Below are 26,414 nucleotides of genomic sequence, written 5' to 3'. Positions count from 1 at the left end.
AATAGATAAAACCAATGAGTTGATTAATTAAAATTTTGTCCGATAGATTGAGGGCGGCTATCCTATTTGTGGTTACATCATTCCTGCACTACCGCAAATGCGGATTTTAGTTTCGACCACCTTGCGCATTGCCTCTTTACCCGGTGTGATATATTTGCGCGGATCGTTTGCATCAGGGTGTTCAGCAAAATAGGCTTTGACCGCGTCAGCAAAAGCGATTTTCAGATCTGTCGCCACATTCACCTTGCAGATCCCAAAATTAATCGCACGCCGAACCATCTCTTCAGGGATACCCGATGCACCATGCAGTACCAGTGGAATATCAACCTGCTGCCTGATGGCGTCCAGGCGACCAAAATCAAGGTGCGGCTCCCCGTGATACAGGCCATGCGCTGAACCTATCGCAACCGCCAATGAATCAATACCTGTCCGAGCAACATACTCTTTCGCCGCTATAGGATCAGTATAGAAGCTATCTTTGCTATCGACGACTAAGTCATCCTCCTGCCCGCCAAGTCGACCTAATTCTGCCTCAACGCTGACATCATAATTCTGGCAAAATCGGACCACCCGGGATACTGCCTCAATATTCTGCTCAAAAGGCAGATGTGAACCATCAATCATCACAGAACGAATACCAGACTGCACTTTATGACAGATATCATCATACTCTTCATGGTGATCCAGATGCAGTGCCACTGGCAGGTGGTTGATATAGGCCGCTTCACGACAGATAGACACCATATATTCCAGCCCTGCGTAGGTAAAAGTGCCAGGTGTTCCCGCCAATATTACCGGCGATGATAGTGCGGCGGCGGTTTCTACCACCACCTGCACCGTTTCAAGGTTATGGACATTAAAAGCGGGTACAGCATATCCACCCCGTTGCGCTTTTTTTAGCATTTCTCGATTAGAAATCAGATACATGTGACCTCCTCAGATACCATCAATATCCTGTGATGACGGTTTTTCACGCTGTTGCTCATGCCACAGACTGGTCAGCCCACGATGTCCGCATTCCAGTGCCATGTCGCGGAACTCAAAGGCTGTTATACCGTCACGTTCAAGCATCATCTCCACAACCATCTGCATATTAGTACCGGTAATAACCTGATATGCAGGATGATTTAATGCCAGTTGCGCAGACTGTCTGAATGGAGAACCACCGAGTAAATCGGTGAGAAAAACCAGCCCATCCCCCTGATCACATTGACCGCACGCAGCCGCCAGTGCTTTTTTCAGTGTCTCAGTACACATTCCTTCTGGAAAATCCACGGCTACACACTGCGCCTGTGGGCCAATGACCTGCTCTACTGCCTGCAACAGGCCACTGGCAAAACTGCCATGTCCGGTTATCACTACACCTAACATCTGCACCCCTTATAGAAAACCAACTAATTTACCGACAACCCCAAACACTACTGTGATACCAATCAGTTTCACCGGTGAGCTTCCCTTCTTCATCAGCCAGTACACCAGTAGAGTAAAAGCCAGGGGCAGCAGATTAGGCATCAGTTTATCCAGTACATCCGTCTGTAGAGCGACCTTCGCCTCACCCGCCTTCATGACTAACGGTGTAGAAAGATGAACGTAAGAAGCCACCAGCGCGCCTATCACTGTCATACCGACAATTGAAGCCGCATGAGAGATGTTCCTGGTGTGCGTTTTCAGCATGGCAATCGCTTTGGTACCGGCCTGATAACCGTAATGCGCCAGCCCGAAACGCAGGGCAAAGTGCACAATATTAAACATTAGCAGAAAAATAACCGGTCCGAACAAACTGCCCTGAAGTGCCAAAGATGCCCCAATGCCGGCGCAAATAGGCAGTAGAGTCAACCAGAATAGAGCATCACCGATCCCGCCTAAAGGTCCCATTAATGCAACTTTCACAGCACGGATAGTAGATACCTTCTCTTTGCTCTTTTCCATCGCCAGTACAAGCCCAGACAGAAAAGTGACGTCAAAGGGATGAACATTGATAAACTCCATATGCATTTTCATGGAGTTGGATAAATCCTGTGGATTTTTATGGATCTTGCGCAGTGCTGGTATCAGGGTATATAACCAGCCTCCTGCCTGCATACGTTCATAGTTAAACGATGCTTGCAATAATAGTGAGCGCAGCGCCATTACGTTAATATCGCGGTTTGTCAGTTCGGGAGCAGGATCACTATCAATATAGTCGTCCCGATCAACCTGACTGGTTTCCATGTTAAATGCCATCGTTCATCTCCTGTGCGGTAGTCTGAGAACCAGCACCCTGATCGTCATTGCTGTCGTTACGGGTACGATTAAAGAAATCAATCAGTGCGATTGCGAATGCGCCGAGTGCGACTGCAATAATCGGCATGTTCAGGAAAGTTACGGAAATAAAACCCAGCATGAAGTAGGCCACATAGGTTTTTTTCATCATGAGTTTCATCAGTAATGAGAAACCAATCGCGGGCATCATTCCCCCTGCGACCGCAAGGCCATCAAGCAACCATTGTGGCGCTTTTCTAACTATGGCACTCGCCGCATCTGCACCGAAATAGATAGGCAGGAAAGCCACAATAAAGTAGAACAAGAACAGAATGAGAATACCGAAGTAGTTAACCCATTCAACACCACGCCAGTTCAGTTTTTTCACCATTTCATCGCACTTGTGCATCATCGGTGAATAGATAGTGAACAACAGTGTGATGCAACCCTGTACGGCTATCGAAAATGGCACAGCTATTCCTATCGCCACTTTCGGATCGGTATGGGCCATGATCGCAAACGTTGTCCCAATCACCCCACCAATCACCACATTAGGTGGCTGTGCTCCGGCCAGTGGCACCATCCCCATCCAGACCAGTTCCAGCGTTCCGCCAACCAGCAAACCCGTCTGTACATCCCCTAAAATCAGTCCAACCAAAGGGCCGATCACGATGGGACGGTGAATATGAGTCAGTCCGTTGAACAAATCAACACCGGCTATCCCTGCCAGTAAAGCGATAAGTAGTGCGCTAGTAAGCATACTGACCTCCTCAGCTAATCAGCTTAGAGACAGATTCACCTGCTTCATCCGGCACCCGACGGATTTCACAAGTGACTCCCAATTTATCCAACTCACGGAATGCATTGATATCAGCGTCATCAACAGAAACTGTTTTGTGGATCTGTTTTTTTCCTTCCGAGAAATGCATATTTCCGACATTGACAAATTTAATAGGAACACCTCCTTTAACCAGAGTAAGCACATCCTGAGGTGTTTTGCAGACAATAAAAATTTTCTGCCTGTCCGCCGCCTTGTGGATGACATCAATTGTTTTCTGCAATGTGAAATAACGGGTCTGCACATCGTCAGAAACCACCATATCCATTAGAGATTGCGCAACAGGGTCGGCTGATGCTTCATCATTTGCCACCACCACCAAATTCGCGCCCAGTGAATTTGTCCAGGTCACGCCAACCTGACCATGAATCAGACGGTTATCGATTCGGGTCATCAATATGTTTGGGGTAGACATACTCACTCCTGTTATTATTTTGTTGTTAATAAGGGTATAGCTGGACACCTTGTACAACCCGATTGACTTCCCCTGTTGGGCAAGGATTATCGGGTGATAAGCTATGTGACAGCGAGGTATTGAATGCCAACAACTGGAAAAAGATAAGATACGGAAACATTAACCAGACATCAGAAAGCTCGCTATTGAGTTCAACAGCTCCCGACAATGGCAGGCTGCTAAGCGGAATAATCTGTTTTGCCAGTTCATCATGTTTCAGTTCATGGAGCAGATCGATATCATAACGGCGGCAATACGCTTCAGCCGACAGCATCACGACAACTAAGGTATTTTCATCGATCATAAATTTAGGACCGTGACGTACACCAAGCGTAGAATCAAAACGGGTTGCTACTTTCCCTGCGGTCAGTTCAAGCATCTTCAGGGCACCTTCTTCCGCGATGCCGGTAAAACAGCCGGAACCCAACGCCACCATTCTATTGAAACCGGACTGTGATACTTTCTGAACCTGCGGCAACCATTCTGAAAAACACTTTTCACAGAGAGTGGCCATCTTTTCGACTGACTTATCTGCCCGTGCAAAATCCAGTTTGCCAAGCAGTAGCAATGTCGCCAACGTCATGCAGCTGAAGCTGGATGTCATTGCAAAACTACGATCATGGGAACCTTTAGGCATAATCAGCGAACAGACATTGTTCTTACCCTCTGCCCGCTTCTCCTTGACATAATGGGCAAGCGCGCCATCAGGATTACAGGTAAGTATCAAGTGATAAACATCACCTGCCAGCTGATCTGCCAGCGCAATTACACCAACACTTTCCGGGCTGTTACCCGAACGTGCATAGGAGACTAGTAAGGTCGGACGCTGTTTTTCAAGATATTGCCACGGTGTCGGCAGAATATCTGTCGATGCATAGGCGCAAACATCCAACCCGCAATGTTCACGTAACCACGGAGCCATCGCTTTACCGACAAAAGCGGAAGAACCGGCACCACAGAAGATAATCTGTAAATCAGGCTTAGCTAACAATGGAGACAAAAAAGGCTGCCACTGTGCCGCGCTGGACTCCAATTCACGATAGAGTTCACGCCATAAACGGGGTTGATGGGCTATCTCCTCTGCGGTAAACAGCGCATCGTGTTCTTCCAGCCATGACTGTGAATATGACAATATCGTCTTCATGCGACAGCTCCTTCACACGCGAGTGCGTACTGAAGTAAAACGGTTCTCACTTTATCCATCACCCACACTTTCGGATCATGTTCCAGCCGCCCTGCTTTTACTGCTTCGGCCTGCTCAGGCAGGTATTGACTTAACATCGACAGAGGTATTGGGTTATTACGCAGGTTATCCAACAGCTTATTGACTGCCGCTTCTGCCTTTGGATCTGCCCAGTAATAACGGATGCGGTCACTAAAACTGTATTGGCGGTCGATATATTGCTGATGTGCATTGCCTTGGTAATAAGGATGCCAGTGCTGAGGCTGCTCATGCATGATTTGCTCCAGCGTACTGTGCAGGTGAGCCGCATTCAGCTCACCGTTCCATTCACGATCTAGCTTATCGAGAGCAAACAAACCCTCGCGCAGGGCAAACGTCAGTGCAGGCCCCACCTTTAGAATGGCAAAATGGTCACGCACCAATTCACGGTAAGCACGCGGAGTTTGGTAATCCGTAGAATGCGCCTCATAAACCAAATGGGGGACTGTTTCGATAAACTGGCTTAGTGTTTGTGCTTTCGCTGACTTGTAATGTTCAACATTATGATGATCAAATTCGACGCCAGGCTGAACCACAAGGCCAATGACCCGCGGCCAGACATCTGCTAAACCATGCTCCTGCCATGCGTCTTGATGAATTTTCAGCGTCGTTTCTGCAGCCAGAGGCGAAGTGATCTGCATCCCTGCCATTGACACTTTAGCACCTCCCGGAACAGGAACTTCAGTGCCAATCACATAAACAGGGCGTTCACCGCCGTGCGCTTTCCAACTGCGCTCAGCAACCTGACACAGCCTCGCTGCACGGGATGCTACGATTTCATCACAGAGCGGCACCGGATCATCGGCACAGGACATTGAGCAATCGAGATGAATTTTCCTGAAACCTGCCGCAACATAATCGTAAATCAGTGTTTCAGAAAGCTGCATCGCCTCTTGTGCGCTACGGTTTTGCCATGCATTAGGCCCCAGATGATCACCGCCAAGCCAGACTTTTTCGCGAGGAAGCCCTATTTTGTCAGCAATGTTCCAGACCATTGCGCGGAAATCTATCGGTTGCATTCCGGTATATCCACCGAACTGATTAACCTGATTAGAAGTTGCCTCAATAAGTATCGAAGAGCCTCGCTCTTTGGCAAAACGAATAGCACTTTCCAGCACCCAGGGATGGGCCGAGCAAACTGAGTAAACTCCAACGTTCTCGCCTGATTTATGGCGGTGGATCAACTGCAATAATGGCTGCATAGTATCTCCAGACTATTCAGATATGTTTAAAAACATTACGTTTTTAATTAAAATAGATATTTCTTATTCATCAACCATAATGACGTCGGCAGCAAAAACAATCAGTGCCTGATGATAATTCTAACTTCAAGGCCAAAACCGTTCCCCCTAGAAACAATTACAGCAGAGTAGGTCAATCTAAAATGTGATCATTATTAAAGTTCATTTTTAGACCAAAAATACTTCCCAAAAATATTTCATTTTCATTCAAATAGAAAAAACCAGACTTTTTATCCAGCTTATTCGTTCTTCTACTTAAAGGTAGTCAGGAACTGTAATTAAAGGAATTAAAAAACTAGCAAACTTTAATATTTTTTATGGCAATATCATCGCGAATAAATTCAAAATCAATCACCGCATTGATTTTATGGAATAAATAGCCTTTAGTCTTGACTATATGTAAGGTATTTACTCAGTGGTGTTAAAGAACGGTCTTAATTTATCTATAATGGAATAATTTTTATTTAAACGACAAAGTTTTTAATATACTAATTAACAGACTTGCACTAAAAATAGAACAAACTAACTCAAGTGGCAATTCTTGCATTCACATAATAAGTGCAACACCGTTATGAACGAAGTAAACGAGTGGATATTCCTTTAAATAACTCATTCGGTGTTTTGTCATCTTGTGTCTTCCGAGGACGTTTATTTAATCGATTGGCGACGAGATTTATCTCTTTTTCTGATACTTTATTAAAATTGAACCCTTTTGGGAAGTAATCTCTGATTAGTCCATTGGTGTTCTCATTTATTCTTCTTTTCCAAGGTGAATAAGAGTGAAAAAATAAATATTTATCTCTAAATTTTTACTGATAAGTTCGTGTTAGACAAATTTCAATCCGTTATTAACAGTAATGGTTTTAATCTTTTGTTTTATATGTAATAAATTTCTTGTCGCCGCTTTTGCAACACCTTCCGCAATTTTATCTTCAAGTTTAATGATGACAGTAAATAGCGATTTTCTTTTAACTCATGTTAATAAGGCACTTTTATGCTCTTTACCAACGAGAGTATCCCCCTTCTTAATCACCAATACTCTGTTTTTTTATCAACAATTTTTGGACGATTATCAATACTGATCCTGTTTTTTATTTTTCCTCTTCGTTCACCACTTCCAAAACGTTTTCGATACGGTTTTTTAGTCATCCTGAGATGCTGCTATCAATCACCACCATTAATTTTATCTTTATAAATCAACCTATAAATCGTTTCATGATGTAAAAATATTTTCTTCTCCTTTTTGAGATAACTGGCTGCTTGTTCAGGATTTAAATCCTACCAAATTAATTGCTTAATCCACTGTGTTATTTCTGGCGTGATTTTGACTGCTTTTACGGAAGAATGATGGTGTTCTGAGGCTTTAAGTTGAGCCTGTTTAGGGCAGTTTTTGGTGCCGCCCAATTTCGTCTCAATTCCCGACTAATCGTTTCTGGATCTCGACTGAGAAATGTTACAATAAGAGGTTGTTTAAAGCCGGTTTCTTTTAAGCTGAAAATCTGATATCTTTCTATTTCGGTCAGTTGTGTATAGGCTATAGTACATTTTCTTTTGGCAAGAAAGATGCCTACTATAGCAACTGACTACCTTTCGCAGAAATTGCACTTATTAGTCGAATCCAAGATTTAAAGCTACTGGAGATATATATTTCCATAAATGGAAGAGTTATACTTCGTGAAGTTGTTGTAGAGAATACATTAATTAAGAGTATTGTAATTGGTGGCTTATATATCTTCATCGTTTACCTCATAAATATTTTCATCACTTAACTTATCTGTGCATTGGATGAAACATAGTTTTTATGAGAGAAAAAACAACCTCATTGATTCTGTTATACATTTAATATAAAAATCAAACAAGTAATGATTATTGGTTTAATTCCCTAATCAATGTAAACTACTGGAAATTTTTCGACACATTGGTACTTTTTCACATTCGTTTTATTACGGTTTATAAAAGTATTTGATATGGAGAATTCTTACCTAATGCATAAGGTAGAATAATTTAAATTTAGCACATTTATATTTCGCATCATTACAATAAGTTAGATTTTCAACCTAATTTAAAGCTTATTTGTGTGACAAATATCACAGATAAATATCTATGTAACTATTAGTTTAAATTATTACTTTTGAGTAAATAAATCATTAAAAATTTATTTTATTAACTCTGTTAACAATGAAAAAATGAATAACCTGATAAATTGAAGGAGAAAAAATGTTTAAACCTACTTTATCTTATCAAGATACTTATATTTGGAGTGGATCTGTTTTAAATGGCCTAAGAAAAAGGAGCTGAAGAAAATAACTTTATGGAGATATTACCATCTATTATCTCATCCAGCTATGAGCCAGGTGCAAGACATTCAATTGCTATTTTAGGCGATAAAGATCTACCGGAAATCATTTCTAATGAACCAGGGAATATACAAATAAAAGGAAAAAAAAATATTATCTACCAGTTAGTCATGTAGTCGAAAAGCAAATGTCACTTGAATTCCTTGATAAAGTGTACTGTGTTGCACCATGCTTGAGATTAGTTATGGATGGCGAGGAAAATTCAGGAAAGCATCTATATAACTTTTTTCAATTTGAGATTGAATGGCATACCAGCAACATGACTGATGTATTTGAACAAGGTGAAGCTATCCTCATATCTCTTGCAAAAAATATTTTAGAAAATAAATTGATCACACATTCAAAAATAGGCTTGCGTAATATTAAAGCTCTAACAAAACCTGGGTATCCAACTATTACATTTTCTGAAGGGCACAGTCTTATTGGTAATTCTCCAAATTTAAAAAGAGATTTTACACCGGAAGAGGATGAAAAATTAACTAAGCTTTTTGATACTCCATTCTGGATTTATGATTACCCTGAAGGTGTACGTGATTCAATTTATCACCAAAATAGTAAAGGTTCTTATGACACTTATGACCTAATGTTACCATTTGGTTATGGAGAGCTAACGACTGGTGGTATCCGACCAAAAACAGCAGAAGAAATCCTAACACAATCAAAAAGGCTAGGTAAATCATATAGTAATATATATGCAGAGTGGAAAAACAAATCTCAATCCAAACTGCAGGATTTGGTATTGGCTTAGAGAGAATCATTCGATACATGAGCGGTTGTACATCTATACTTGATATTGTGCAATACCATGATCTTGGTCCAAATAAAACTATAAATAAAAATTTCTTTATAGAAAAAGAGTCTATCTAATCATTTACTTTATTTAACATCAATATAAATGAGGTTAAAATGCAAATCAGTAATGTAAATACTAATTTTAGTGTAGGAGAGAATACTCTCCTGATTCCTGATGAAATTAAAATACGCATTGAAAATATATCTCAATGCTACGATTTAAGATCAAATAATGAGTTACTTAATTTAAACGCTAAAGTTCGTGAAATTATAGATCCTTATAATTTAATATCAGACTCTATACGTAAAAAAGTCATAGATAATGGCTACGTTGTAATTTCAGGATTTCCGATTGATATTGATAAACCTGACACTCCTATTGTTAAAATGAAAAAGAAACCATCTGGCAAATTTATAACAGAAAAAATTTTAATATACCTATCTTCTCTATTTGGCCGTCCTTATGCGTATCAAGCTGAAAATAATGGTGAGTTTATACATAAATTTATCCCATTAAAGGTAATGAGATTATAGCATCTAGTACAGGTTCTGAGGTAAATCTTGAGTTTCATACGGAAATAGCATTTGATATTAATAAACCAGATTACTTGCTATTGACAGCTGTAAGAAGCAGAAAAGAACAAAATGTACCCACAACACTTGTAAATATATCATCAGTGCTTGCACACTTATCAAAATCAGAACTCAGTTTACTTCAAGGTAAACATTATTTTATACGGGCACCTTATTCTTTTTCTAGTGGTGATGATATTTATTATCTTAGATCACTTATTGATTTGAATAATAAAAGAAAATATTCTTTTAATTTCAATCCAGGTGTAATCCATTGCAGCACTCAAGAATCTAAAATTCTATTTGAAAAAATCAGAAAACTATGCAATGAATATGCATTCGAAGTTTTACTATCTCCAGGATCTGCATTAGTTATAGATAATAATAAAATGCTCCATGGTCGTTCATTATTTAAGCCAAAATTTGATGGAAAAGATCGTTGGTTACAGCGCCTTTATGTGAAAAATAATGAGGTAATATGAAAAAATATATTATTGTATCTGAAGCATCATTTCTAGGTATTTCATACATTTCTAAAGCTATCAAAAATTTGGGCTATGAACCTATATTTATTACAAATTATCGTTCTCAAGAAGGTGATGCGCTAAGCCAGCTTGCTCAAGAAAGAGCTATTTTTGCGAAACAACAGAAAATGAAGATATTAAAGAAATAGAAATTCCTTGGGAAAAGGAAAATATTATAGGTCTAACAACTCTTTTAGACAGCCGCTTAGCTATTCTTGCAGAAGTTAACAAAGAATTAGGTCTTCCTGGAGTATCTCATAGTGTTATTAATTTAAAAGATAAATCTTATGTTAATAAAATAATTCCTGAATATGTTCCTAAGTCATTTTCTCTAGAGTGGGGAGTAACCTCAGAAATAAAAATTAGAGAATTTATTAACTCTTCATCTATAGAAAAATTTATTGCCAAACCAAGCTTAACTGCAGGAGCTATAGGTACTTTTACTTTTAAAAACTTTGAACAATTTAAATTTGAGATTCAAAAATCATTAAGTAAAATACCAAATTATCTCTCACCAAATAAATATGTCATTCAAGAATTTTACAATGGAGAACTGGTAAGTATTGAAGGACATATTTGTAATAACATTGTTGAATTTATTGGAGCCACAAAGCGTTTCAAGTACGGAAATACAGAGATAAAACATCAGTTTCCTTATCAATATGAAATGGGCAGTGATGTTTATGAAAAATGTAAAGAGATTACTAGGACTTTGATTTCCAGATCAAATTATGAGTATGGTTTTTTTCATATTGAATTTATTATAAATAAAAATAATATTAAGCTAATTGATGCTAATATGGGTAGGCCAGGAGGCACGAATGTTATGGAATTAATTGCATTCGCTTATGGCATTGATCCAGTAAAAATATTTGAGCATGCAATTAGTATTTCGATATTAAAAAAACCTGTGATAAAAAATCAGTTTTTTATCGAAACTCGTTGTCAAGATATAACAGGAATTTTATATGGGCAAAAAGAAACGGCAAGACTACTTAGATTTGAACTTCTAAATCCTAAATCTTCTCACCATTTAGCAGTCAATATGGGAACAACAGTTCCTGGGTTAGGCGAAAGTAACTGGTCTGCGATTGGAACATTAACAGGTAAACCAGAACACGTTTACGAAGATTTAAAAAAAATCAAGCTATTTACTGATAAAGGTGAATGTGGTGCAATACTTACCAAATAAAAATTTCAATAGTATTTTGATTGGTATTATTATTGTTTTATTAGTTGCTATGGGACAGTTTAATAATACATTATTTATTCCATCATTGCCGCATATGAGTGCCCCTTTGGGGGCATCTGATTCTTTTCTTCAACTTTCAGTAACTCTAACTTTATTTGCTTTTGGTATTTCTCAATTAATATATGGACCTTTATCAGATTATTATGGTCGGCGACCAATTGTTTTAATTGGTTTAATAATATTTTTATTCGGAAATTTTATTTGTTTTTTGGCTACTTCTGGAGTTGTTTTTTTAATTGGAAAAGTTATAACTGGACTTGGGGTTGGTTGTGTAGGGCCTATAGCTAGATCAATTGCCAGAGACCTTTCTAGTGGTAAAAATCTTTTAAAATTGATGGGGATATTGGTAATGTTTATGTCTATTTTTCCAGCAATTTCTCCTATGATTGGAGGAGCTATTCAAGGATACTTCGGATGGAAAATGAATTTTATTACATTATTTATAATATCTTCCATTTTTATTATTTTTTTATATTTAATGTTACCTGAAACTAATGAAAACATAAAATTAAAAGATAATATCTTTAATTTTTCCAAGATGATTAGAAATTATTGTGAATTGCTATTAAATGGTGAGTTTTTAAGAATGGCCCTTTTCAATATGTTTGGCTATGCAGCCGAACTGGTTTTTTTGTTATCTTCTTCTTATGTACTGCAAGAACATTTTCATATGTCACCACAGAAGTTTGGCCTTATTCCTATTATTATTGTTCCTTGTGTTATGGTGGGGAATTTTATTGTTACTAAGTTATCTTCACGTTTTAATGTATATACAATCTGTACTATTGGTATTTCTCTTATATTATTTGGTTCAGTTCTTATGTTTTTTTTCAGTGAGATTATGCCATCTAAAGTTATTTCGTTTATTATACCAATGATGGTTGTAGCTCTAGGCGAAGGTATTGTCACCCCCTGTTCTACAGCTAGATGTATGGATTTATATGGTAAAAAAGCAGGATATGCAGGTGCAGCAGTTGGTGCAATTGCAATGCTAGGTGCCGGAATCATCATTGGCATTTCATCTGTTAATCCTCTGAACAATCTATTCAATATTTCCATTGCTTTATTGTTAATTTCTTGTACATTAGTTATTTTATGTTTTATTAATTGGATTTTTCAAAAGAAAGAGATATTGTAATGTCTTATTCAATCGGTGTGCTTGCTGGAATGGGTCCAGAATCAACTGCTCCTTTTATTGATATGTTAGTAAACGTATCTCAGTACTTGTATGGAGCAAAATTTGATATGGATTTTCCCAAAATGCACATCATTTCTTTGCCAACCCCTTTTTATCCAGGGCAAATCATTGATGACCATAAAATGGTTCAGGTATTACAGCATGGTATTACTGATTTAGTTAAAGCTAAAGTAAATCTAATAGCTATTCCCTGCAATATTGCTCATCGATATTACTCTGAAATGCAAAATGTAAGTGCTGGTATACCAATTTTACATATCGCTGATTGTGCACTTAACAAAATAACACCTGACGATAAAAAAATAGTTATTATTGGTACAGAACCAACTATTGAAGCAGGATTTTATCAAGAACGTATTTATGCAACTGGAAAGAAAGTTATTTCAACTCCAGAATTACGTAGACATACTACAGAATTGATCACACTAATTAAAGAAAAAGGATTTGAAGATAAAAATGTAATAACAACATGGAATACTATACTAGCCAATGTAGAATCTTTAAAAGCACATGCTTTACTCCTTGCCTGTACAGATATAAGCCCTATGATAAAAAACAATATAAACCAATCATTTAAAGTAATAGATACTGCTTTAAGCTTAGCTGAAGCAACCATTCACTCATTCTATAAATTAAAAACATGAAATTAGACTGTGTCTCTTAATTATATAATCTCCGACAAAAGAGTTGAATACAGTCTAGTTTCACCATAGACAGGTAGTTTCGTACAGTCTTTTCGTAACGTTTTGCAATACGTCGGTTCTCTTTGAGAAAACTAAAACAACGTTCGACAACATGACAGTGAGATAAGCCTACTTATCAAATTGAACACCATTACTACTGCCTTTTTCATTGACTTTATAAGGAATAATGTGCTTTATCCTCAATTTGCGCAGGTCACCTCGGAGTTTCCCTTTATCTGCCGGCACGGCCTTACCACGCCGTTTCATGAAGCCATTTTTGCGTTGTACGCCAACGCCGTCGAGCAAAGGGAGCGCGGTTTGATTTTCATGGGCCTGACCAACCGTCAACGTCAGGTGGAGCGGGCATCCCTTTCTGCCAGTGGCCAAGTGAATTTTGGTATCATAACCGCCGTGCGCGCGACCCAACAATGATCGGCAGTGATATCGGGAAGTGTTTTTCGCCCCAGCAGATCTTTGCTGGCACGCACATGGTTGCCATACAGGCAAATTTTAGACCCATCTATCAAGCCTTTTTCATCCAGAATGGATAGTAATCGGTTAAATATCTATTGATAATGCCTAATTTTGACCAACAGTTAAATCGGTTATAAACCATTTTCTAGGAACCGTAGCATTCAGACAATCATACCAGGGTACTCCTGAACATAACACCCAAAACATCCCATTCATCACACAACGATGTTCAACATGTGGACTCTGCCCGCCCTGAACGGACAGGAGGTAAACAGGGTTCTATCATTATCCAAGCGTCATCAGGAATGTCGTTAGCCAAGAACAAGTCGATGGCTATCATCAAGCATTAAAGGTACTACGTATTTTTTCACCTGATGAGAATAAATTATCTCCTAAGCTTTTTCCTTGTATCAAATTTAAAAATACCCTTCAGTCTATTGAACAGCAATCACCTATGATTTTATTTTCTGTCTCTAACAATAGAAAATACAGTCTCATTAATAATGAACGCCTCACTTTGATAGCAAATAAAATCCTAGAAAATCACCCAGATACAAAATTTTTTATTTCTTCATATAAGCATGACATTCCCTTAGCTGAGGATTTAAAGTCACGTATAGGAAAAAATAGTGAAGTCGTCGTATCTTATTCTCTGAATTCTTTTTTAGCCCTATTGAACAGCATGACACTCATTGTTGTCGGTGATGGTGGTATTTGTCATTTAGCTGCCGCATTACAGAAAAAGATTGTTGCCTTTTATGGTGTAACAAGACCTGAAAATTGGGCACCAATGGCTAAAAAAGATACATTCATCACATTATATGACCCTAAAAATGTCAACAATATTGATTTAGATAAAGTTTATTCAGCGATATTTTCTTTTCTAAAATAATAAGTTATTAAATAATTTCAATTACATCCAAAATATATACCAATCTAACTTCAAGTTGCAGCTTGAAAATCAATGTGATTATTTCTATCTTCCCGCGTAGCGGGGAGATAGAAGACGCATATTGAAAGGCGATTGGTATATAAATTTATCTTGAAAATAGATCTAATTTGGTAACATAACGCGATGCTCGACTTTTATGGTGAGTTGAAATGACATAGCCGCTCCTTTATAACTTTAAGTCGCCAAACTGAGAGAAATAAAGGAACAAAGGCTATGTCACAGCAAGATTTTATCATTTGGGTGTTTTGTTGGGTAGACGATAATTTAACGGCGTTACAGCAAAGCTCTCGATTCAGAAGCCGGGGATACCCACCTAAGCTGAGCGATGCGGAAGCCATCACGATGGAAGTGGTAGGTGAATTCTTAGGCTTTTCAACGGATAAAGGAATTTGGACGTACTTTCGTGATCACTGGTGCGAGTGGTTTCCGGGACTGGGTTCACGCGCCAATTTTGCTAAACAGGTTGCGAATCTTTGGGCTGTTAAACAAAAGCTGCAAGAAAAGCTGGCGAGGTTATTGGGTGCGTTCGATAGGCCGGTACATATTGTCGACGGATTTCCGTTGCCCATCTGTGGATTCAAAAGAGCGAAAGGCAGTGCCAGCTTTAAAGGACAAGCTGATTATGGGTACTGCGCCGCCAAAAACGAAACTTACTACGGCTTTAAAGGGCATCTCATGATAGATGAAACTGGCGTAGTAACGGGATTCACATTGACGCCCGCCAATGTCAGTGAGCGTGAAGCGGTCTGGGACTTGACTAGCCCAATAAAAGGCTGTTTGCTCGGCGATAAAGGTTATTTAGGTTTTGAATTTCAAGAGGAAATGAAGCAGTCGGGTATTGAAATGATAGCCCCGGTGCGTGCCAATATGGATGACCCAGTCCCCAGAGAAACAAGAAAGCGCATTAATGCCAAACGGCGCTTAATTGAAACCGTCATTGGTCAACTCGCTGGGCAATTTGCTATCGAGAAGTGCTGGGCACGGGATTTGTGGCATTTGAGTAATCGAATAGCCAGAAAACTGCTTTCTCATACACTGGGTATTTTTGCCAATTTTAAACAAGGTAAAAGTCAACGCGACTGGCTTCAACAAGCCCATGTTATAGGGAGCTAAAGTTGAGCATCGCGTTAACATAATTTATTTTTAAGAAGGCTTGATTTCCATTGGAAAACGGGCATTTTGAGGAAAGGTTATTTTACCTAAGTATGGATTTAAACATCAGATAGTGACATCTGGTATGAGTAAAACATTAATTTCTCAATCTAAGTTACAAGACAATCCCTGTATTAGTTGCGGTGCTTGCTGTGCATATTTTCGTGTTTCATTTTATTGGGCGGAAGCTGAGGATGGTGGCGGCACAGTTCCCGTATCCATGACCGAAAAATTAAATGATTTCATGCGCTGTATGAAAGGCACCAATAAACCCCACCCTCGATGTATCAATTTATATGGTGAAATTGGTAAATCGGTTTCCTGTTCTATCTATGATAAAAGGCCCTCTCCTTGCAGAGAATTTACCCAAGCCTGGGAAACGGAAGATTATAATGAAAGTTGTGATCGTGCCAGAGCTGCTTATGGTCTTCCCCCTCTAGCAAAACCTTAAACATAATTGATACTCGTTTGATATTAGTCGAATAAAAAACAGAATATTTCATAGTTGCTGGTAACGCCGGCAGGCACTTAATGCAACGTGGCAAAGTGGATCTCTGCATTGTTGGCCAATGAAATTGAGGTATTGGCACATCTTTATTTAAAAGTACTGCCAATTATGAAAACAGCTCCAATACTTTCTCCGGCAGAAAGGCTGCAAGTACTGGAAAAATTCAAAAGTTATGAGCTAAAGATAAAATAACGGCAATATTCTGTATATTAGAGAAAAAGTATCAAGGGGATATGACTTTAAGGTAAGCAAGTGACTGATAAGAAATGATGGCATGAAGTGGTGGGCGATACCAGATTCGAACTGATGACCCCCTCCTTGTAAGGGAGATGCTCTACCAACTGAGCTAATCGCCCACTTCATATCTTGATACCTAAATGGTGGGTCGTGCAGGATTCGAACCTGCGACCAATTGATTAAAAGTCAACTGCTCTACCGACTGAGCTAACGACCCAATTAGGTAATTCTGATTTTGATATCTAAATGGTGGGTCGTGCAGGATTCGAACCTGCGACCAATTGATTAAAAGTCAACTGCTCTACCGACTGAGCTAACGACCCAATTAGATAATTTTGATTTTGATATTTAAATGGTGGGTCGTGCAGGATTCGAACCTGCGACCAATTGATTAAAAGTCAACTGCTCTACCGACTGAGCTAACGACCCATTCTAAATATCAATGTGATACTGGAGACGAAACAACCCGATGAAGTGGTGGGCGATACCAGATTCGAACTGATGACCCCCTCCTTGTAAGGGAGATGCTCTACCAACTGAGCTAATCGCCCACTTCACGATGACTATTACCGACATCAATACCACTGATTCATGATTGGTGGGCGATACCAGATTCGAACTGATGACCCCCTCCTTGTAAGGGAGATGCTCTACCAACTGAGCTAATCGCCCAATCATAAATCATTTTTATCACTACGAGAAAAATGGTGGGCGATACCAGATTCGAACTGATGACCCCCTCCTTGTAAGGGAGATGCTCTACCAACTGAGCTAATCGCCCGTCGTGATGGAGTCGCATTATAGGGATAGTTCGAAGTGAGTCAACGCTTTTTATCACTAAAACAATCGTTCGTCGTAAAATTAAACAGAATGAAACAATTATAATCACCATATGGTATCATTTAGACACGTTATTTTAGCTTTTCTCAATAACCTGCTGTTAACGCCATTGAGGAATTGAAGTGCAGTGATAAAATAACTCCCACTGTTGTTACTTCAATCATCCAACACGCTCTCTAATAAAGAGAAACGTAATTAAGGCAATTCCTGATGAGTAAAATTAAAACCCGTTTTGCGCCAAGTCCTACTGGCTATCTGCATGTTGGTGGTGCGCGTACTGCTCTTTATTCCTGGTTATACAGTCGCCACAATCAAGGTGAATTTGTTCTTCGCATCGAAGATACCGATCTGGAACGTTCTACCCAAGACGCCATCGATGCAATTATGGACGGGATGAACTGGTTAAATCTGAATTGGGATGAAGGTCCTTATTATCAGACCAAACGTTTCGACCGTTACAACCGGGTTATTGATGAAATGTTAGAGCAAGGTACGGCTTACCGCTGCTATTGCTCTAAAGAGCGTTTGGAACAATTGCGTGAAACTCAGATGGCTAATGGTGAGAAACCACGTTATGACGGGAAATGCCGTGATAGCGAGTGCAAGCATAGTCATGATGAGCCACATGTTGTGCGTTTCCGCAACCCACAAGAAGGTTCTGTCGTTTTTAACGACAGTATCCGTGGCCCGATTGAATTCAGTAACCAAGAGCTGGACGATTTGATCATTCGCCGTACCGACGGCTCACCAACTTATAATTTCTGTGTGGTCATTGATGATTGGGATATGGAAATCACCCATGTTATTCGTGGTGAAGACCATATCAACAATACCCCACGTCAGATCAATATACTAAAAGCACTTGGGGCACCTGTCCCAGAATATGCCCATGTTTCAATGATCCTCGGCGACGATGGTAAAAAACTGTCCAAGCGCCATGGGGCAGTCAGCGTAATGCAATACCGTGATGATGGTTATCTGCCAGAAGCACTGTTGAACTATCTGGTTCGTCTGGGTTGGTCACATGGCGATCAGGAGATTTTCAGCGTTGAAGAAATGACTGAGCTGTTTAGTCTCGATGCCATCAGCAAATCGGCCAGTGCATTCAATACAGAAAAACTGCAATGGCTGAACCATCATTACATTAATACCCTGCCAGCAGAAAAAGTTGCTGTACATTTAGCATGGCATATTGAACAACAAGGTCTTGATACTCGCACGGGACCAGAACTGGTTGATTTGATAAAACTGTTAGGTGAACGCTGCAAGACGCTGAAAGAAATGGCTGAATCTTGTCGTTATTTCTATGAAGAATTTGCCGAATTTGATGCAGATGCGGCGAAAAAACATCTGCGTCCTGTTGCTCACCAGCCATTAGAAGTTGCCCGTGCGAAACTGGCAGCCATTACTGAATGGACACCTGAAAATATCCATCACGCCATTCAGGCAACGGCTGACGAACTGGAAGTTGGGATGGGCAAGGTAGGTATGCCACTGCGTGTTGCGGTAACAGGTGCGGGCCAGTCTCCAAGTGTTGATGTAACGATCCATGCTATTAACCAAGCTCGTTCATTAGCTCGTATTGATAAAGCCCTGGCTTATATTGCTCAACGTGAAGCGCAATAAATCGTCATCTATCGATGTTACGTCATAACATGGCGTAAATAATGAAATGAAAGGCACTCAATTATTGCAGTGCCTTTATTTTTTGCCTTCCCAATGGGTCATTGATGGCTTTTTCAGCGTTTACACGGGGAATATTAATGAATTCATTGACAGAATTCTCCGGTTTTCATATGATTCGCCCCGTTCTACAGGATTTTGATTTGGGGCTATAGCTCAGCTGGGAGAGCGCTTGCATGGCATGCAAGAGGTCAGCGGTTCGATCCCGCTTAGCTCCACCAAATACTTATTTACTCATCAGAGATAAACCGTATCTGGCATTCAAAATCCGAACCACATTCGTGGGGCTATAGCTCAGCTGGGAGAGCGCTTGCATGGCATGCAAGAGGTCAGCGGTTCGATCCCGCTTAGCTCCACCAAAATTCTGAAACCCCTGAAAACGCAAGTTTTTAGGGGTTTTTCTGTCTAGTCTGTATTAGCCATCCAATCAAGATATAAAGTCAATTATTAAAAAATTGGTGTAACTGTCATCACTTTATTGTATTTACCCTATTGTGCCGTATAGCCCCCATCAATCGCGTAAAATGCGCCAGTCGTAAATGAGCTTTCATCAGACAATAGAAATGCTACCGCTTTTGCCACTTCTTCTCTGGTTGCCATGCGTTTCATTGGGTGACTATTTGCCATCCATTCCCTGATGTCTGTAGGCAGAGTTTGCATATACGGAGTATCAACATAACCCGGTCCAACTGCATTGATGCGAACGCCTTTATCTGCAAACTCCAGGGCAACCGAACGCGTTAAACCAAGCACACCATGTTTAGCCGTTGTATAAGGTGCAATGCCAGGAATGCCCACAATGCCGTTAGAGGAAGAAAGATTAACAATAGCTCCGCCTCCACTTTGAAGGATAGCCGGAATACCATATTTCAAGCCAAAAAATGTTCCGCTGAGATCGGTATTAATCACATCATTCCAATCATCAATGGAATAATCACAAATAGTGATACCATGCGGCCCAGTAATACCCGCATTATTGACCAACATATGCAATCCACCAAATTGCTTTACTGTGTTGTCAATCAATGCCTTGACTGAAAGATGATCCCTGATATCTGCTTCCATTGGGATCACATATTGTCCTGTGGGATCAAGCTGTCTTGCTGTCTGTTTAGCACGGGAAAATTGACGCCCAGTAATAATTACCGTCGCTCCGCGCTGGAATAGTTCTTCTGCAATGCCCTCGCCAACTCCCGTTGTCGCACCTGTAACAATCGCAATTTTTCCGTCAAAATAGTTCATCATAATCCTCCGTATGGATGTGGCTCTCCATATAGATGCATGTGATTGGAAACCACCCAATATTTCAATTAATCACGCAGGATATTAGTGCTATCAGGGATATGGTTAAGCGATTTATGTCACTGATTTGATAATAATGAACAAAGAAACGTTATCCATCAGGCTCCTTTCAACGGTTTTACCAGAGAGTCCAATCCTTCAATTTTTATTGCAAGCGTCATTTCCATCAACTCGCCCAGTTTTCCTTGTGGGAACTCTCCTTTGCGAGCAAACCAAAGTAAATACTCTTCCGGCAAATCAATCAACATTCGTCCTTGATATTTACCAAATGGCATAGCTGTATTAACGCGATGCTCAACTTTAGCTCCCTATAACATGGGCTTGTTGAAGCCAGTCGCGTTGACTTTTACCTTGTTTAAAATTGGCAAAAATACCCAGTGTATGAGAAAGCAGTTTTCTGGCTATTCGATTACTCAAATGCCACAAATCCCGTGCCCAGCACTTCTCGATAGCAAATTGCCCAGCGAGTTGACCAATGACGGTTTCAATTAAGCGCCGTTTGGCATTAATGCGCTTTCTTGTTTCTCTGGGGACTGGGTCATCCATATTGGCACGCACCGGGGCTATCATTTCAATACCCGACTGCTTCATTTCCTCTTGAAATTCAAAACCTAAATAACCTTTATCGCCGAGCAAACAGCCTTTTATTGGGCTAGTCAAGTCCCAGACCGCTTCACGCTCACTGACATTGGCGGGCGTCAATGTGAATCCCGTTACTACGCCAGTTTCATCTATCATGAGATGCCCTTTAAAGCCGTAGTAAGTTTCGTTTTTGGCGGCGCAGTACCCATAATCAGCTTGTCCTTTAAAGCTGGCACTGCCTTTCGCTCTTTTGAATCCACAGATGGGCAACGGAAATCCGTCGACAATATGTACCGGCCTATCGAACGCACCCAATAACCTCGCCAGCTTTTCTTGCAGCTTTTGTTTAACAGCCCAAAGATTCGCAACCTGTTTAGCAAAATTGGCGCGTGAACCCAGTCCCGGAAACCACTCGCACCAGTGATCACGAAAGTACGTCCAAATTCCTTTATCCGTTGAAAAGCCTAAGAATTCACCTACCACTTCCATCGTGATGGCTTCCGCATCGCTCAGCTTAGGTGGGTATCCCCGGCTTCTGAATCGAGAGCTTTGCTGTAACGCCGTTAAATTATCGTCTACCCAACAAAACACCCAAATGATAAAATCTTGCTGTGACATAGCCTTTGTTCCTTTATTTCTCTCAGTTTGGCGACTTAAAGTTATAAAGGAGCGGCTATGTCATTTCAACTCACCATAAAAGTCGAGCATCGCGTTGTATTAGCTATTTTCAACAAATCTTCTTTGTTCATTAAATCAACCTCATTATTTCGCCACGAATACAAAAAAGTGGCATCTGCCAGGATGCCACTTTTGGTTGTTTTCTATCAAATCCAATGAAACAGATTAGATGCTCAAAATCAGCCCGGTAATTGCTGCGGACAGGAAACTCACCAGCGTTGAACCAAACAGCAATTTCAAGCCAAAGCGCGCAACAGCATTACCCTGTTGTTCATCAAGACCTTTAACAGCACCAGAAATAATCCCAATGGAGCCAAAGTTAGCGAAAGAAACCAAAAATACGGACAGAATACCTTTCGAATGTTCACTTAGTTGAGCAGATATCTCTTGCAGGCTCTGCATCGCCACAAATTCGTTGGAAACCAACTTAGTTGCCATGATACTGCCGACTTTCAATGCTTCATCACTTGGAATACCAATGATCCATGCAAACGGATAAAACACATATCCCATACATTCCTGGAAAGTAATACCAAATACCAGATGGAAAATTGCGTTAATTCCTGCAATCAGGGCAATAAAACCGATCAACATCGCAGTGACAATCAAAGCAACTTTAAAGCCCGCCAGAATATAATCGCCCAGCATTTCAAAGAAACTTTGTCCCTCGTGGATGTTGCTCATATGGATATCTTCTTCATTCTCAACAGAGTAAGGATTGATGAGAGATAAGATGATAAAAGTGCTGAACATATTCAGTATCAGTGCCGCGACCACATATTTTGCATCCAGCATCGTCATGTAGGCACCAACAATCGCCATAGATACAGTAGACATTGCCGTCGCCGCCATCGTATACATCCGGCGTTCAGACATTTTGCCCAACACATTTTTATACGCAATAAAATTCTCTGATTGCCCCAAAATCAATGAACTCACCGCATTAAACGATTCCAGTTTACCCATGCCGTTGATTTTAGACAGTACTGTACCTATCACACGAATGATGATAGGTAGTACTTTGATGTGCTGCAAGATACCAATCAGGGCGGAGATAAAGATGATAGGACACAATACATTCAGGAAGAAAAAGGCTAAATTCGCTTCTATCATGCCACCAAAAACAAAGCTAGTGCCTTTTGCTGCATAAGACAATAGATGGACAAATAAATCGTCAAATCCTTTAACCACCCCTAAACCCACGTTAGAGTTTAGGAAGAACCATGCTAGCAAGAGTTCGATTATAAGCAACTGAAAAATATAACGAACCTTAATATCCTTCCGGTTGTTACTTGCCAAAACCGCCAGGCCGCCAATGACGACCAATGAGAGGAAAAAGTGCAAAATATGAGACATAGACATAAAGAAAGGCTCCAAACACGATTCTGTGCAAACTTATATCTGTATTTTATGTAACATATAATAGTAAAGTTTGATTATTATCACAATAATTTACTATTTGAGTGGTTACAAATCTCTATTTAGCCAACTCGATCACACTTTAATAATCCTCCCTCTAAATGGAAGAAACATTATTCACCCAATAAACGGAGCATTTCCTCTTCATCAATCACAGCAATTCCCAGTTCATTGGCCTTAGCTAACTTGGAACCCGCAGCTTCACCAGCAATAACCAGATCTGTTTTCTTAGATACACTTCCTGTCACTTTTGCGCCTAACGCTACCAGCTTATCTTTAGCTTCGTCTCGGGATAAACGGCTCAATGAGCCTGTCAATACGACTGTCTTACCAGAAAATGGACTGTCAATTTCATCAAAGTTCAGGCTTTCAGTCGATTCCCAATGGATACCAATCTTGTTAACTAGATCATCAATCACCACCTGATTATGTGGCTCATTAAAGAAATTGACAACATGGCGGGCAACAACACTTCCTACATCCTGCACCGCAATCAAGGTTTCAATATCCGCTGCACGCAATTTTTCTAACGAGCCAAAATGGGCAACCAAGTTGGCAGCGGTCGCTTCCCCGACTTCACGAATACCCAAAGAGTAAATAAAGCGCGCAAAAGTGGTTTTTTTCGCTTTCTCCAAGGCATTAATGACATTTTGCGCAGACTTAGGCCCCATTCGCTCAAGACCTGTTAATTTTCCGGCTGTCAGTCGGAAAAGATCTGCCGGCGTTTTGACATACTCTTTATCTACAAGCTGCTCAATAATTTTTTCACCCATGCCATCAACATCCATAGCACGGCGGGAAACAAAATGTTTCAGTGCCTCTTTACGCTGCGCTCCACAAAACAAACCTCCGGTACAACGAGCGACAGCTTCACCTTCGACACGCTCTATATCTGAGCCACAAACCGGACAATGTGCAGGAAAAATCACTTCCTGAGTTTCTGCAGGCCTGTTTTCATGAACAACACCCACGACTTGCGGGATAACATCTCCGGCACGACGAATAATCACCGTATCACCAATACGTAACCCCAGACGTTCAATTTCATCTGCATTATGCAGTGTCGCATTACTCACCGTAACACCGGCCACCAATACCGGTTCCAGACGAGCAACCGGAGTAATGGCTCCAGTACGCCCTACCTGAAACTCGACATCACGGATGATAGTCATCTGCTCTTGAGCCGGAAACTTGAAAGCCGTCGCCCAACGTGGTGCTCGGGCAACAAAACCCAACCTTTCTTGTAATTCAAGAGAATCGACCTTGACGACAATGCCATCAATGTCAAAACCTAGTGTCGGCCGCTTCAGCTCAATGTCACGGTAAAAATCTATCACCCGTTGAGTGCCCTGGCATAACTTCACGTTATCATTGACAGGTAACCCCCACTGTTTGAATTGCATCAGGCGTTCATAGTGACTCGCTGGTAACTCTCCGCCTTCCAGCACACCAACCCCATAACAATAGAAAGTCAGTGGACGCCTGGCAGTAATACGTGGATCAAGCTGACGCAATGATCCCGCCGCCGCATTACGGGGATTAGCGAAGACTTTATTGCCTGTGCGACGCGCTTCTTCGTTGAATTTTTCAAACCCGGCTTGCTTCATAAAAACTTCACCACGGATTTCGACGCGAGCAGGAATGTTGTCCCCTTTCAAACGTAAAGGAATGGCACGAATGGTACGGACGTTGGCGGTAATATTCTCCCCCGTTGTCCCATCGCCACGCGTCGCAGCCTGTACCAATTCCCCATTTTCATACAGTAAACTGACTGCCAAACCATCAAGTTTTAGTTCACAACAAAACACCAAATCCTGGCCGTTTTTCAGACGATCACGAACGCGTTTGTCAAACGCCAGATAGCTCTCTTCATCAAATACGTTATCCAAAGACAACATCGGGATCTCATGGCGTACCTGCTCAAATACTGTTAACGGCGCTGCACCCACACGTTGGGTAGGCGAATCCACAGTAACCAGTTCTGGATACTGCTCTTCCAGTGCTTTTAATTCTCGCATCAAGCGATCATATTCTGCATCAGGGATCTCTGGTGCATCCATAACATGATACAAATATTCGTGATGACGTAATGTTTCTCTTAATTCTTTGATTTTTTGGATGATATTTTCCATGACTTCTCACCAGAGATGAAAAACCCCCGACTAGCGGGGGCTTGATACTAATAAAAAGAGGGGTTATTCACTGACATTGAGCGTATCACGGATACGCGCCTTATAGAGTTCGATCATCTGTGGTGTCAGCAACTTGCGCTCACCATCCAGAACAACGCCTCCCACATCAGCAGCGATGCGCTGCGCCGCCTGTAGCATCAGTTTAAAATTCTGATTGGAATCACCATATGAAGGCACAAGCATAAATATGGAAACGCCAGGCGTAGTAAAATCGACCATTTGGTCTGGATCAAACGAACCCGGTTTTACCATGTTAGCTAAACTGAACAACACAGCACCGCTACCCGATGGGTTTAGATGGCGATGAAAAATGTTCATTTCACCAAACCGGAAGCCCGCCTGTAAAATGCTTTGGAACAGCACTTCACCATTCAGTTCTTGCCCATGATGAGCGGCCACATGCAACACTAACACTGTCTCTTTTTTAGTCTGTTCAGGTTTAGACTGTGCTTCATTTTTCGCTGCCTTTGACTGCCCTTCCACAATGTCAGAGTCTGACTCTGCGACCCTGGCTTCTTTCGACTCAGCGGGTTCAATCGGATCAAACAAGCCAAGTTGTGGTTCTTCCTGTTGATCATCGACACCTTTCATCTTGACTGTAGGAGCATCAGATTGATGCCTTGTAAGTAAAGGATCTGTGCCATCATCAGGCAATATAGCTGACGATTCAGACGCATGATGTTCAATAACCGGCTCTGCACGATGTTCAGTCTGCCGTTTCGCCGACTCCTGAACATTCGATTTTGGCGTATTATCAAACGGTTCATCGCCATCATCATTCTTTGGCTCTTCCTGACGCCCCTGTTTATGACGTTTAACTGGGCGATCACGAAAGAGTGATGAACGCTCTTTACGGCTGGTCCACAACCCATGTAATAGCAAAGCTATTATGGCTATCGCACCAACAACGATTAATATCAGACGCAAATCCTGCATCATTGCTATCTCTGTTGTTTAAATTAATTGCCACCACGGCGGAATATTCTTTAGATAAGAGTATTTGTCAAATAGGACAAGTGC

At 40.8% G+C, this 26,414-nt stretch carries 26 protein-coding genes, 9 tRNA genes and 3 pseudogenes; 16 read left to right on the top strand and 22 right to left on the bottom strand.

The window, feature by feature from the left end:
- Positions 1-72: 72 nt before the first annotated feature.
- The 8 genes and pseudogenes from AAC853_RS08070 to AAC853_RS08035 form a co-directional block, all read right to left on the bottom strand.
- Positions 73-927 carry a tagatose bisphosphate family class II aldolase gene (locus AAC853_RS08070; protein ID WP_338884991.1) on the bottom strand — a complete coding sequence of 285 codons (855 nt, stop codon included), beginning with the start codon at positions 925-927 and terminating at the stop codon, positions 73-75.
- Between the two features lie 9 nt (positions 928-936).
- Positions 937-1,371 (bottom strand): PTS galactosamine/N-acetylgalactosamine transporter subunit IIA, encoded by a 435-nt coding sequence (gene agaF, locus AAC853_RS08065; RefSeq protein ID WP_340614216.1) that lies wholly within the window; start codon positions 1,369-1,371, stop codon positions 937-939.
- Positions 1,372-1,380: 9 nt separating this feature from the next.
- Positions 1,381-2,223 carry a PTS system mannose/fructose/sorbose family transporter subunit IID gene (locus AAC853_RS08060; protein ID WP_340614215.1) on the bottom strand — a complete coding sequence of 281 codons (843 nt, stop codon included), beginning with the start codon at positions 2,221-2,223 and terminating at the stop codon, positions 1,381-1,383.
- The gene (gene agaW, locus AAC853_RS08055; protein WP_273571926.1) at positions 2,213-3,001 is read right to left on the bottom strand and encodes a PTS N-acetylgalactosamine transporter subunit IIC; all 789 of its coding nucleotides are present in this window, start codon (positions 2,999-3,001) and stop codon (positions 2,213-2,215) included. The genes AAC853_RS08060 and agaW overlap by 11 nt, the downstream gene beginning before the upstream one ends.
- 10 nt (positions 3,002-3,011) lie before the next feature.
- Entirely contained in the window at positions 3,012-3,494 is a 483-nt protein-coding gene (agaV, locus tag AAC853_RS08050; RefSeq protein WP_273571924.1) for a PTS N-acetylgalactosamine transporter subunit IIB, read from the bottom strand.
- Positions 3,495-3,519: 25 nt separating this feature from the next.
- Positions 3,520-4,677 (bottom strand): SIS domain-containing protein, encoded by a 1,158-nt coding sequence (locus AAC853_RS08045; RefSeq protein WP_340614214.1) that lies wholly within the window; start codon positions 4,675-4,677, stop codon positions 3,520-3,522.
- On the bottom strand, positions 4,674-5,957 hold the full coding sequence (locus tag AAC853_RS08040; RefSeq protein WP_340614212.1) for a D-tagatose-bisphosphate aldolase, class II, non-catalytic subunit: 1,284 nt from the start codon (positions 5,955-5,957) through the stop codon (positions 4,674-4,676). The genes AAC853_RS08045 and AAC853_RS08040 overlap by 4 nt, the downstream gene beginning before the upstream one ends.
- 608 nt (positions 5,958-6,565) lie before the next feature.
- Positions 6,566-7,534 (bottom strand): annotated as a pseudogene (locus AAC853_RS08035) (IS30 family transposase).
- A 773-nt stretch (positions 7,535-8,307) separates the two neighbouring features.
- On the opposite strand from AAC853_RS08035, the gene AAC853_RS08030 reads away from it, so the two are divergent.
- The 8 genes from AAC853_RS08030 (at position 8,308) to AAC853_RS07995 (ending at position 13,336) form a co-directional block, all read left to right on the top strand.
- Positions 8,308-8,469 (top strand): hypothetical protein, encoded by a 162-nt coding sequence (locus AAC853_RS08030; protein ID WP_340614211.1) that lies wholly within the window; start codon positions 8,308-8,310, stop codon positions 8,467-8,469.
- Between the two features lie 11 nt (positions 8,470-8,480).
- Positions 8,481-9,101: an amino acid--tRNA ligase-related protein gene (locus AAC853_RS08025; protein ID WP_340614210.1), complete on the top strand. Its 621-nt coding sequence runs from the start codon at positions 8,481-8,483 to the stop codon at positions 9,099-9,101.
- Positions 9,102-9,259: 158 nt separating this feature from the next.
- Positions 9,260-9,679 carry a hypothetical protein gene (locus AAC853_RS08020; RefSeq protein ID WP_340614209.1) on the top strand — a complete coding sequence of 140 codons (420 nt, stop codon included), beginning with the start codon at positions 9,260-9,262 and terminating at the stop codon, positions 9,677-9,679.
- Positions 9,649-10,200 (top strand): TauD/TfdA family dioxygenase, encoded by a 552-nt coding sequence (locus AAC853_RS08015; RefSeq protein WP_340614263.1) that lies wholly within the window; start codon positions 9,649-9,651, stop codon positions 10,198-10,200. The genes AAC853_RS08020 and AAC853_RS08015 overlap by 31 nt, the downstream gene beginning before the upstream one ends.
- Positions 10,197-10,391, top strand: coding sequence for a hypothetical protein (locus AAC853_RS08010; RefSeq protein ID WP_340614208.1), 195 nt, complete (start codon positions 10,197-10,199; stop codon positions 10,389-10,391). Before AAC853_RS08015 ends, AAC853_RS08010 begins: the two co-directional genes overlap by 4 nt.
- Before the next feature lie 518 nt (positions 10,392-10,909).
- On the top strand, positions 10,910-11,434 hold the full coding sequence (locus AAC853_RS08005) for an ATP-grasp domain-containing protein (protein WP_340614207.1): 525 nt from the start codon (positions 10,910-10,912) through the stop codon (positions 11,432-11,434).
- On the top strand, positions 11,415-12,632 hold the full coding sequence (locus AAC853_RS08000) for an MFS transporter (RefSeq protein ID WP_340614206.1): 1,218 nt from the start codon (positions 11,415-11,417) through the stop codon (positions 12,630-12,632). Before AAC853_RS08005 ends, AAC853_RS08000 begins: the two co-directional genes overlap by 20 nt.
- Positions 12,632-13,336: an aspartate/glutamate racemase family protein gene (locus AAC853_RS07995; protein WP_340614205.1), complete on the top strand. Its 705-nt coding sequence runs from the start codon at positions 12,632-12,634 to the stop codon at positions 13,334-13,336. Before AAC853_RS08000 ends, AAC853_RS07995 begins: the two co-directional genes overlap by 1 nt.
- Before the next feature lie 16 nt (positions 13,337-13,352).
- Here AAC853_RS07995 and AAC853_RS07990 read toward each other — a convergent pair.
- Positions 13,353-14,189, bottom strand: a pseudogene (locus AAC853_RS07990) (IS5 family transposase).
- Here AAC853_RS07990 and AAC853_RS07985 point away from each other — a divergent pair.
- From AAC853_RS07985 to AAC853_RS07970, 4 genes are all read left to right on the top strand, one after another.
- Entirely contained in the window at positions 14,148-14,741 is a 594-nt protein-coding gene (locus AAC853_RS07985; RefSeq protein WP_340614262.1) for a glycosyltransferase family 9 protein, read from the top strand. The pseudogene AAC853_RS07990 and the gene AAC853_RS07985 overlap by 42 nt on opposite strands.
- Positions 14,742-15,014: 273 nt before the next feature.
- Entirely contained in the window at positions 15,015-15,914 is a 900-nt protein-coding gene (locus AAC853_RS07980) for an IS982 family transposase (RefSeq protein WP_340614201.1), read from the top strand.
- Positions 15,915-16,038: 124 nt separating this feature from the next.
- Positions 16,039-16,404 carry a YkgJ family cysteine cluster protein gene (locus tag AAC853_RS07975; protein ID WP_338884985.1) on the top strand — a complete coding sequence of 122 codons (366 nt, stop codon included), beginning with the start codon at positions 16,039-16,041 and terminating at the stop codon, positions 16,402-16,404.
- Between the two features lie 87 nt (positions 16,405-16,491).
- On the top strand, positions 16,492-16,653 hold the full coding sequence (locus AAC853_RS07970) for a class II aldolase/adducin head domain-containing protein (protein WP_338884984.1): 162 nt from the start codon (positions 16,492-16,494) through the stop codon (positions 16,651-16,653).
- Positions 16,654-16,741: 88 nt separating this feature from the next.
- Here AAC853_RS07970 and AAC853_RS07965 read toward each other — a convergent pair.
- The 7 genes from AAC853_RS07965 to AAC853_RS07935 all read right to left on the bottom strand — a co-directional run bounded on the left by AAC853_RS07965 (position 16,742) and on the right by AAC853_RS07935 (position 17,479).
- Positions 16,742-16,817: transfer RNA gene (locus AAC853_RS07965), tRNA-Val, on the bottom strand.
- Positions 16,818-16,839: 22 nt separating this feature from the next.
- Positions 16,840-16,915, bottom strand: a tRNA-Lys gene (locus AAC853_RS07960).
- Positions 16,916-16,945: 30 nt separating this feature from the next.
- Positions 16,946-17,021, bottom strand: a tRNA-Lys gene (locus AAC853_RS07955).
- A 30-nt stretch (positions 17,022-17,051) separates the two neighbouring features.
- Positions 17,052-17,127: transfer RNA gene (locus AAC853_RS07950), tRNA-Lys, on the bottom strand.
- Between the two features lie 46 nt (positions 17,128-17,173).
- Positions 17,174-17,249 (bottom strand) — tRNA-Val (locus tag AAC853_RS07945).
- A 45-nt stretch (positions 17,250-17,294) separates the two neighbouring features.
- A tRNA-Val gene (locus AAC853_RS07940) sits at positions 17,295-17,370 on the bottom strand.
- Between the two features lie 33 nt (positions 17,371-17,403).
- Positions 17,404-17,479 (bottom strand) — tRNA-Val (locus AAC853_RS07935).
- A gap of 269 nt (positions 17,480-17,748) precedes the next feature.
- Here AAC853_RS07935 and gltX point away from each other — a divergent pair.
- The 3 genes from gltX to AAC853_RS07920 all read left to right on the top strand — a co-directional run bounded on the left by gltX (position 17,749) and on the right by AAC853_RS07920 (position 19,580).
- A complete protein-coding gene (gltX, locus tag AAC853_RS07930; RefSeq protein WP_340614203.1) occupies positions 17,749-19,164 on the top strand; it encodes a glutamate--tRNA ligase in 1,416 nt (471 codons plus the stop codon).
- Between the two features lie 202 nt (positions 19,165-19,366).
- Positions 19,367-19,442 (top strand) — tRNA-Ala (locus AAC853_RS07925).
- A gap of 62 nt (positions 19,443-19,504) precedes the next feature.
- Positions 19,505-19,580 (top strand) — tRNA-Ala (locus tag AAC853_RS07920).
- Between the two features lie 130 nt (positions 19,581-19,710).
- On the opposite strand, the gene AAC853_RS07915 is transcribed toward AAC853_RS07920, so the two are convergent.
- The 3 genes and pseudogenes from AAC853_RS07915 to AAC853_RS07905 all read right to left on the bottom strand — a co-directional run bounded on the left by AAC853_RS07915 (position 19,711) and on the right by AAC853_RS07905 (position 21,723).
- Positions 19,711-20,463 carry an SDR family NAD(P)-dependent oxidoreductase gene (locus tag AAC853_RS07915; protein WP_340614202.1) on the bottom strand — a complete coding sequence of 251 codons (753 nt, stop codon included), beginning with the start codon at positions 20,461-20,463 and terminating at the stop codon, positions 19,711-19,713.
- A 158-nt stretch (positions 20,464-20,621) separates the two neighbouring features.
- Positions 20,622-20,807 (bottom strand): annotated as a pseudogene (locus tag AAC853_RS07910) (DUF3820 family protein); the annotation flags it as partial.
- A 16-nt stretch (positions 20,808-20,823) separates the two neighbouring features.
- Positions 20,824-21,723: an IS982 family transposase gene (locus tag AAC853_RS07905; RefSeq protein ID WP_340614201.1), complete on the bottom strand. Its 900-nt coding sequence runs from the start codon at positions 21,721-21,723 to the stop codon at positions 20,824-20,826.
- Positions 21,724-21,780: 57 nt separating this feature from the next.
- On the opposite strand from AAC853_RS07905, the gene AAC853_RS07900 reads away from it, so the two are divergent.
- Positions 21,781-21,942: a hypothetical protein gene (locus AAC853_RS07900; protein WP_340614200.1), complete on the top strand. Its 162-nt coding sequence runs from the start codon at positions 21,781-21,783 to the stop codon at positions 21,940-21,942.
- Between the two features lie 6 nt (positions 21,943-21,948).
- Here the strand turns inward: AAC853_RS07900 and AAC853_RS07895 are convergent, their stop codons facing one another.
- The 3 genes from AAC853_RS07895 to zipA all read right to left on the bottom strand — a co-directional run bounded on the left by AAC853_RS07895 (position 21,949) and on the right by zipA (position 26,333).
- Positions 21,949-23,139: a NupC/NupG family nucleoside CNT transporter gene (locus AAC853_RS07895; RefSeq protein ID WP_338885539.1), complete on the bottom strand. Its 1,191-nt coding sequence runs from the start codon at positions 23,137-23,139 to the stop codon at positions 21,949-21,951.
- A gap of 176 nt (positions 23,140-23,315) precedes the next feature.
- Positions 23,316-25,334, bottom strand: coding sequence for an NAD-dependent DNA ligase LigA (ligA, locus tag AAC853_RS07890; RefSeq protein WP_340614199.1), 2,019 nt, complete (start codon positions 25,332-25,334; stop codon positions 23,316-23,318).
- A gap of 63 nt (positions 25,335-25,397) precedes the next feature.
- Positions 25,398-26,333 (bottom strand): cell division protein ZipA, encoded by a 936-nt coding sequence (gene zipA / locus AAC853_RS07885; protein ID WP_340614198.1) that lies wholly within the window; start codon positions 26,331-26,333, stop codon positions 25,398-25,400.
- Positions 26,334-26,414: the final 81 nt, after the last annotated feature.

It is taken from the genome of Xenorhabdus thailandensis, assembly GCF_037996785.1.
Taxonomy (GTDB): Bacteria; Pseudomonadota; Gammaproteobacteria; order Enterobacterales; family Enterobacteriaceae; genus Xenorhabdus; species Xenorhabdus griffiniae.
This window is presented reverse-complemented; position numbering and strand designations above follow the sequence as displayed.

What these genes read in the sequence shown, in the direction of transcription:
- AAC853_RS08070 (WP_338884991.1), bottom strand. Translation starts at nt 927, where the DNA reads ATGTATCTGATTTCTAATCGAGAAATGCTAAAAAAAGCGCAACGGGGT.
- agaF (WP_340614216.1), bottom strand. Translation starts at nt 1,371, where the DNA reads ATGTTAGGTGTAGTGATAACCGGACATGGCAGTTTTGCCAGTGGCCTG.
- AAC853_RS08060 (WP_340614215.1), bottom strand. Translation starts at nt 2,223, where the DNA reads ATGGCATTTAACATGGAAACCAGTCAGGTTGATCGGGACGACTATATT.
- agaW (WP_273571926.1), bottom strand. Translation starts at nt 3,001, where the DNA reads ATGCTTACTAGCGCACTACTTATCGCTTTACTGGCAGGGATAGCCGGT.
- agaV (WP_273571924.1), bottom strand. Translation starts at nt 3,494, where the DNA reads ATGTCTACCCCAAACATATTGATGACCCGAATCGATAACCGTCTGATT.
- AAC853_RS08045 (WP_340614214.1), bottom strand. Translation starts at nt 4,677, where the DNA reads ATGAAGACGATATTGTCATATTCACAGTCATGGCTGGAAGAACACGAT.
- AAC853_RS08040 (WP_340614212.1), bottom strand. Translation starts at nt 5,957, where the DNA reads ATGCAGCCATTATTGCAGTTGATCCACCGCCATAAATCAGGCGAGAAC.
- AAC853_RS08030 (WP_340614211.1), top strand. Translation starts at nt 8,308, where the DNA reads ATGGAGATATTACCATCTATTATCTCATCCAGCTATGAGCCAGGTGCA.
- AAC853_RS08025 (WP_340614210.1), top strand. Translation starts at nt 8,481, where the DNA reads ATGTCACTTGAATTCCTTGATAAAGTGTACTGTGTTGCACCATGCTTG.
- AAC853_RS08020 (WP_340614209.1), top strand. Translation starts at nt 9,260, where the DNA reads ATGCAAATCAGTAATGTAAATACTAATTTTAGTGTAGGAGAGAATACT.
- AAC853_RS08010 (WP_340614208.1), top strand. Translation starts at nt 10,197, where the DNA reads ATGAAAAAATATATTATTGTATCTGAAGCATCATTTCTAGGTATTTCA.
- AAC853_RS08005 (WP_340614207.1), top strand. Translation starts at nt 10,910, where the DNA reads ATGGGCAGTGATGTTTATGAAAAATGTAAAGAGATTACTAGGACTTTG.
- AAC853_RS07995 (WP_340614205.1), top strand. Translation starts at nt 12,632, where the DNA reads ATGTCTTATTCAATCGGTGTGCTTGCTGGAATGGGTCCAGAATCAACT.
- AAC853_RS07980 (WP_340614201.1), top strand. Translation starts at nt 15,015, where the DNA reads ATGTCACAGCAAGATTTTATCATTTGGGTGTTTTGTTGGGTAGACGAT.
- AAC853_RS07975 (WP_338884985.1), top strand. Translation starts at nt 16,039, where the DNA reads ATGAGTAAAACATTAATTTCTCAATCTAAGTTACAAGACAATCCCTGT.
- gltX (WP_340614203.1), top strand. Translation starts at nt 17,749, where the DNA reads ATGAGTAAAATTAAAACCCGTTTTGCGCCAAGTCCTACTGGCTATCTG.
- AAC853_RS07915 (WP_340614202.1), bottom strand. Translation starts at nt 20,463, where the DNA reads ATGAACTATTTTGACGGAAAAATTGCGATTGTTACAGGTGCGACAACG.
- AAC853_RS07905 (WP_340614201.1), bottom strand. Translation starts at nt 21,723, where the DNA reads ATGTCACAGCAAGATTTTATCATTTGGGTGTTTTGTTGGGTAGACGAT.
- AAC853_RS07900 (WP_340614200.1), top strand. Translation starts at nt 21,781, where the DNA reads ATGTCATTTCAACTCACCATAAAAGTCGAGCATCGCGTTGTATTAGCT.
- AAC853_RS07895 (WP_338885539.1), bottom strand. Translation starts at nt 23,139, where the DNA reads ATGTCTCATATTTTGCACTTTTTCCTCTCATTGGTCGTCATTGGCGGC.
- ligA (WP_340614199.1), bottom strand. Translation starts at nt 25,334, where the DNA reads ATGGAAAATATCATCCAAAAAATCAAAGAATTAAGAGAAACATTACGT.
- zipA (WP_340614198.1), bottom strand. Translation starts at nt 26,333, where the DNA reads ATGATGCAGGATTTGCGTCTGATATTAATCGTTGTTGGTGCGATAGCC.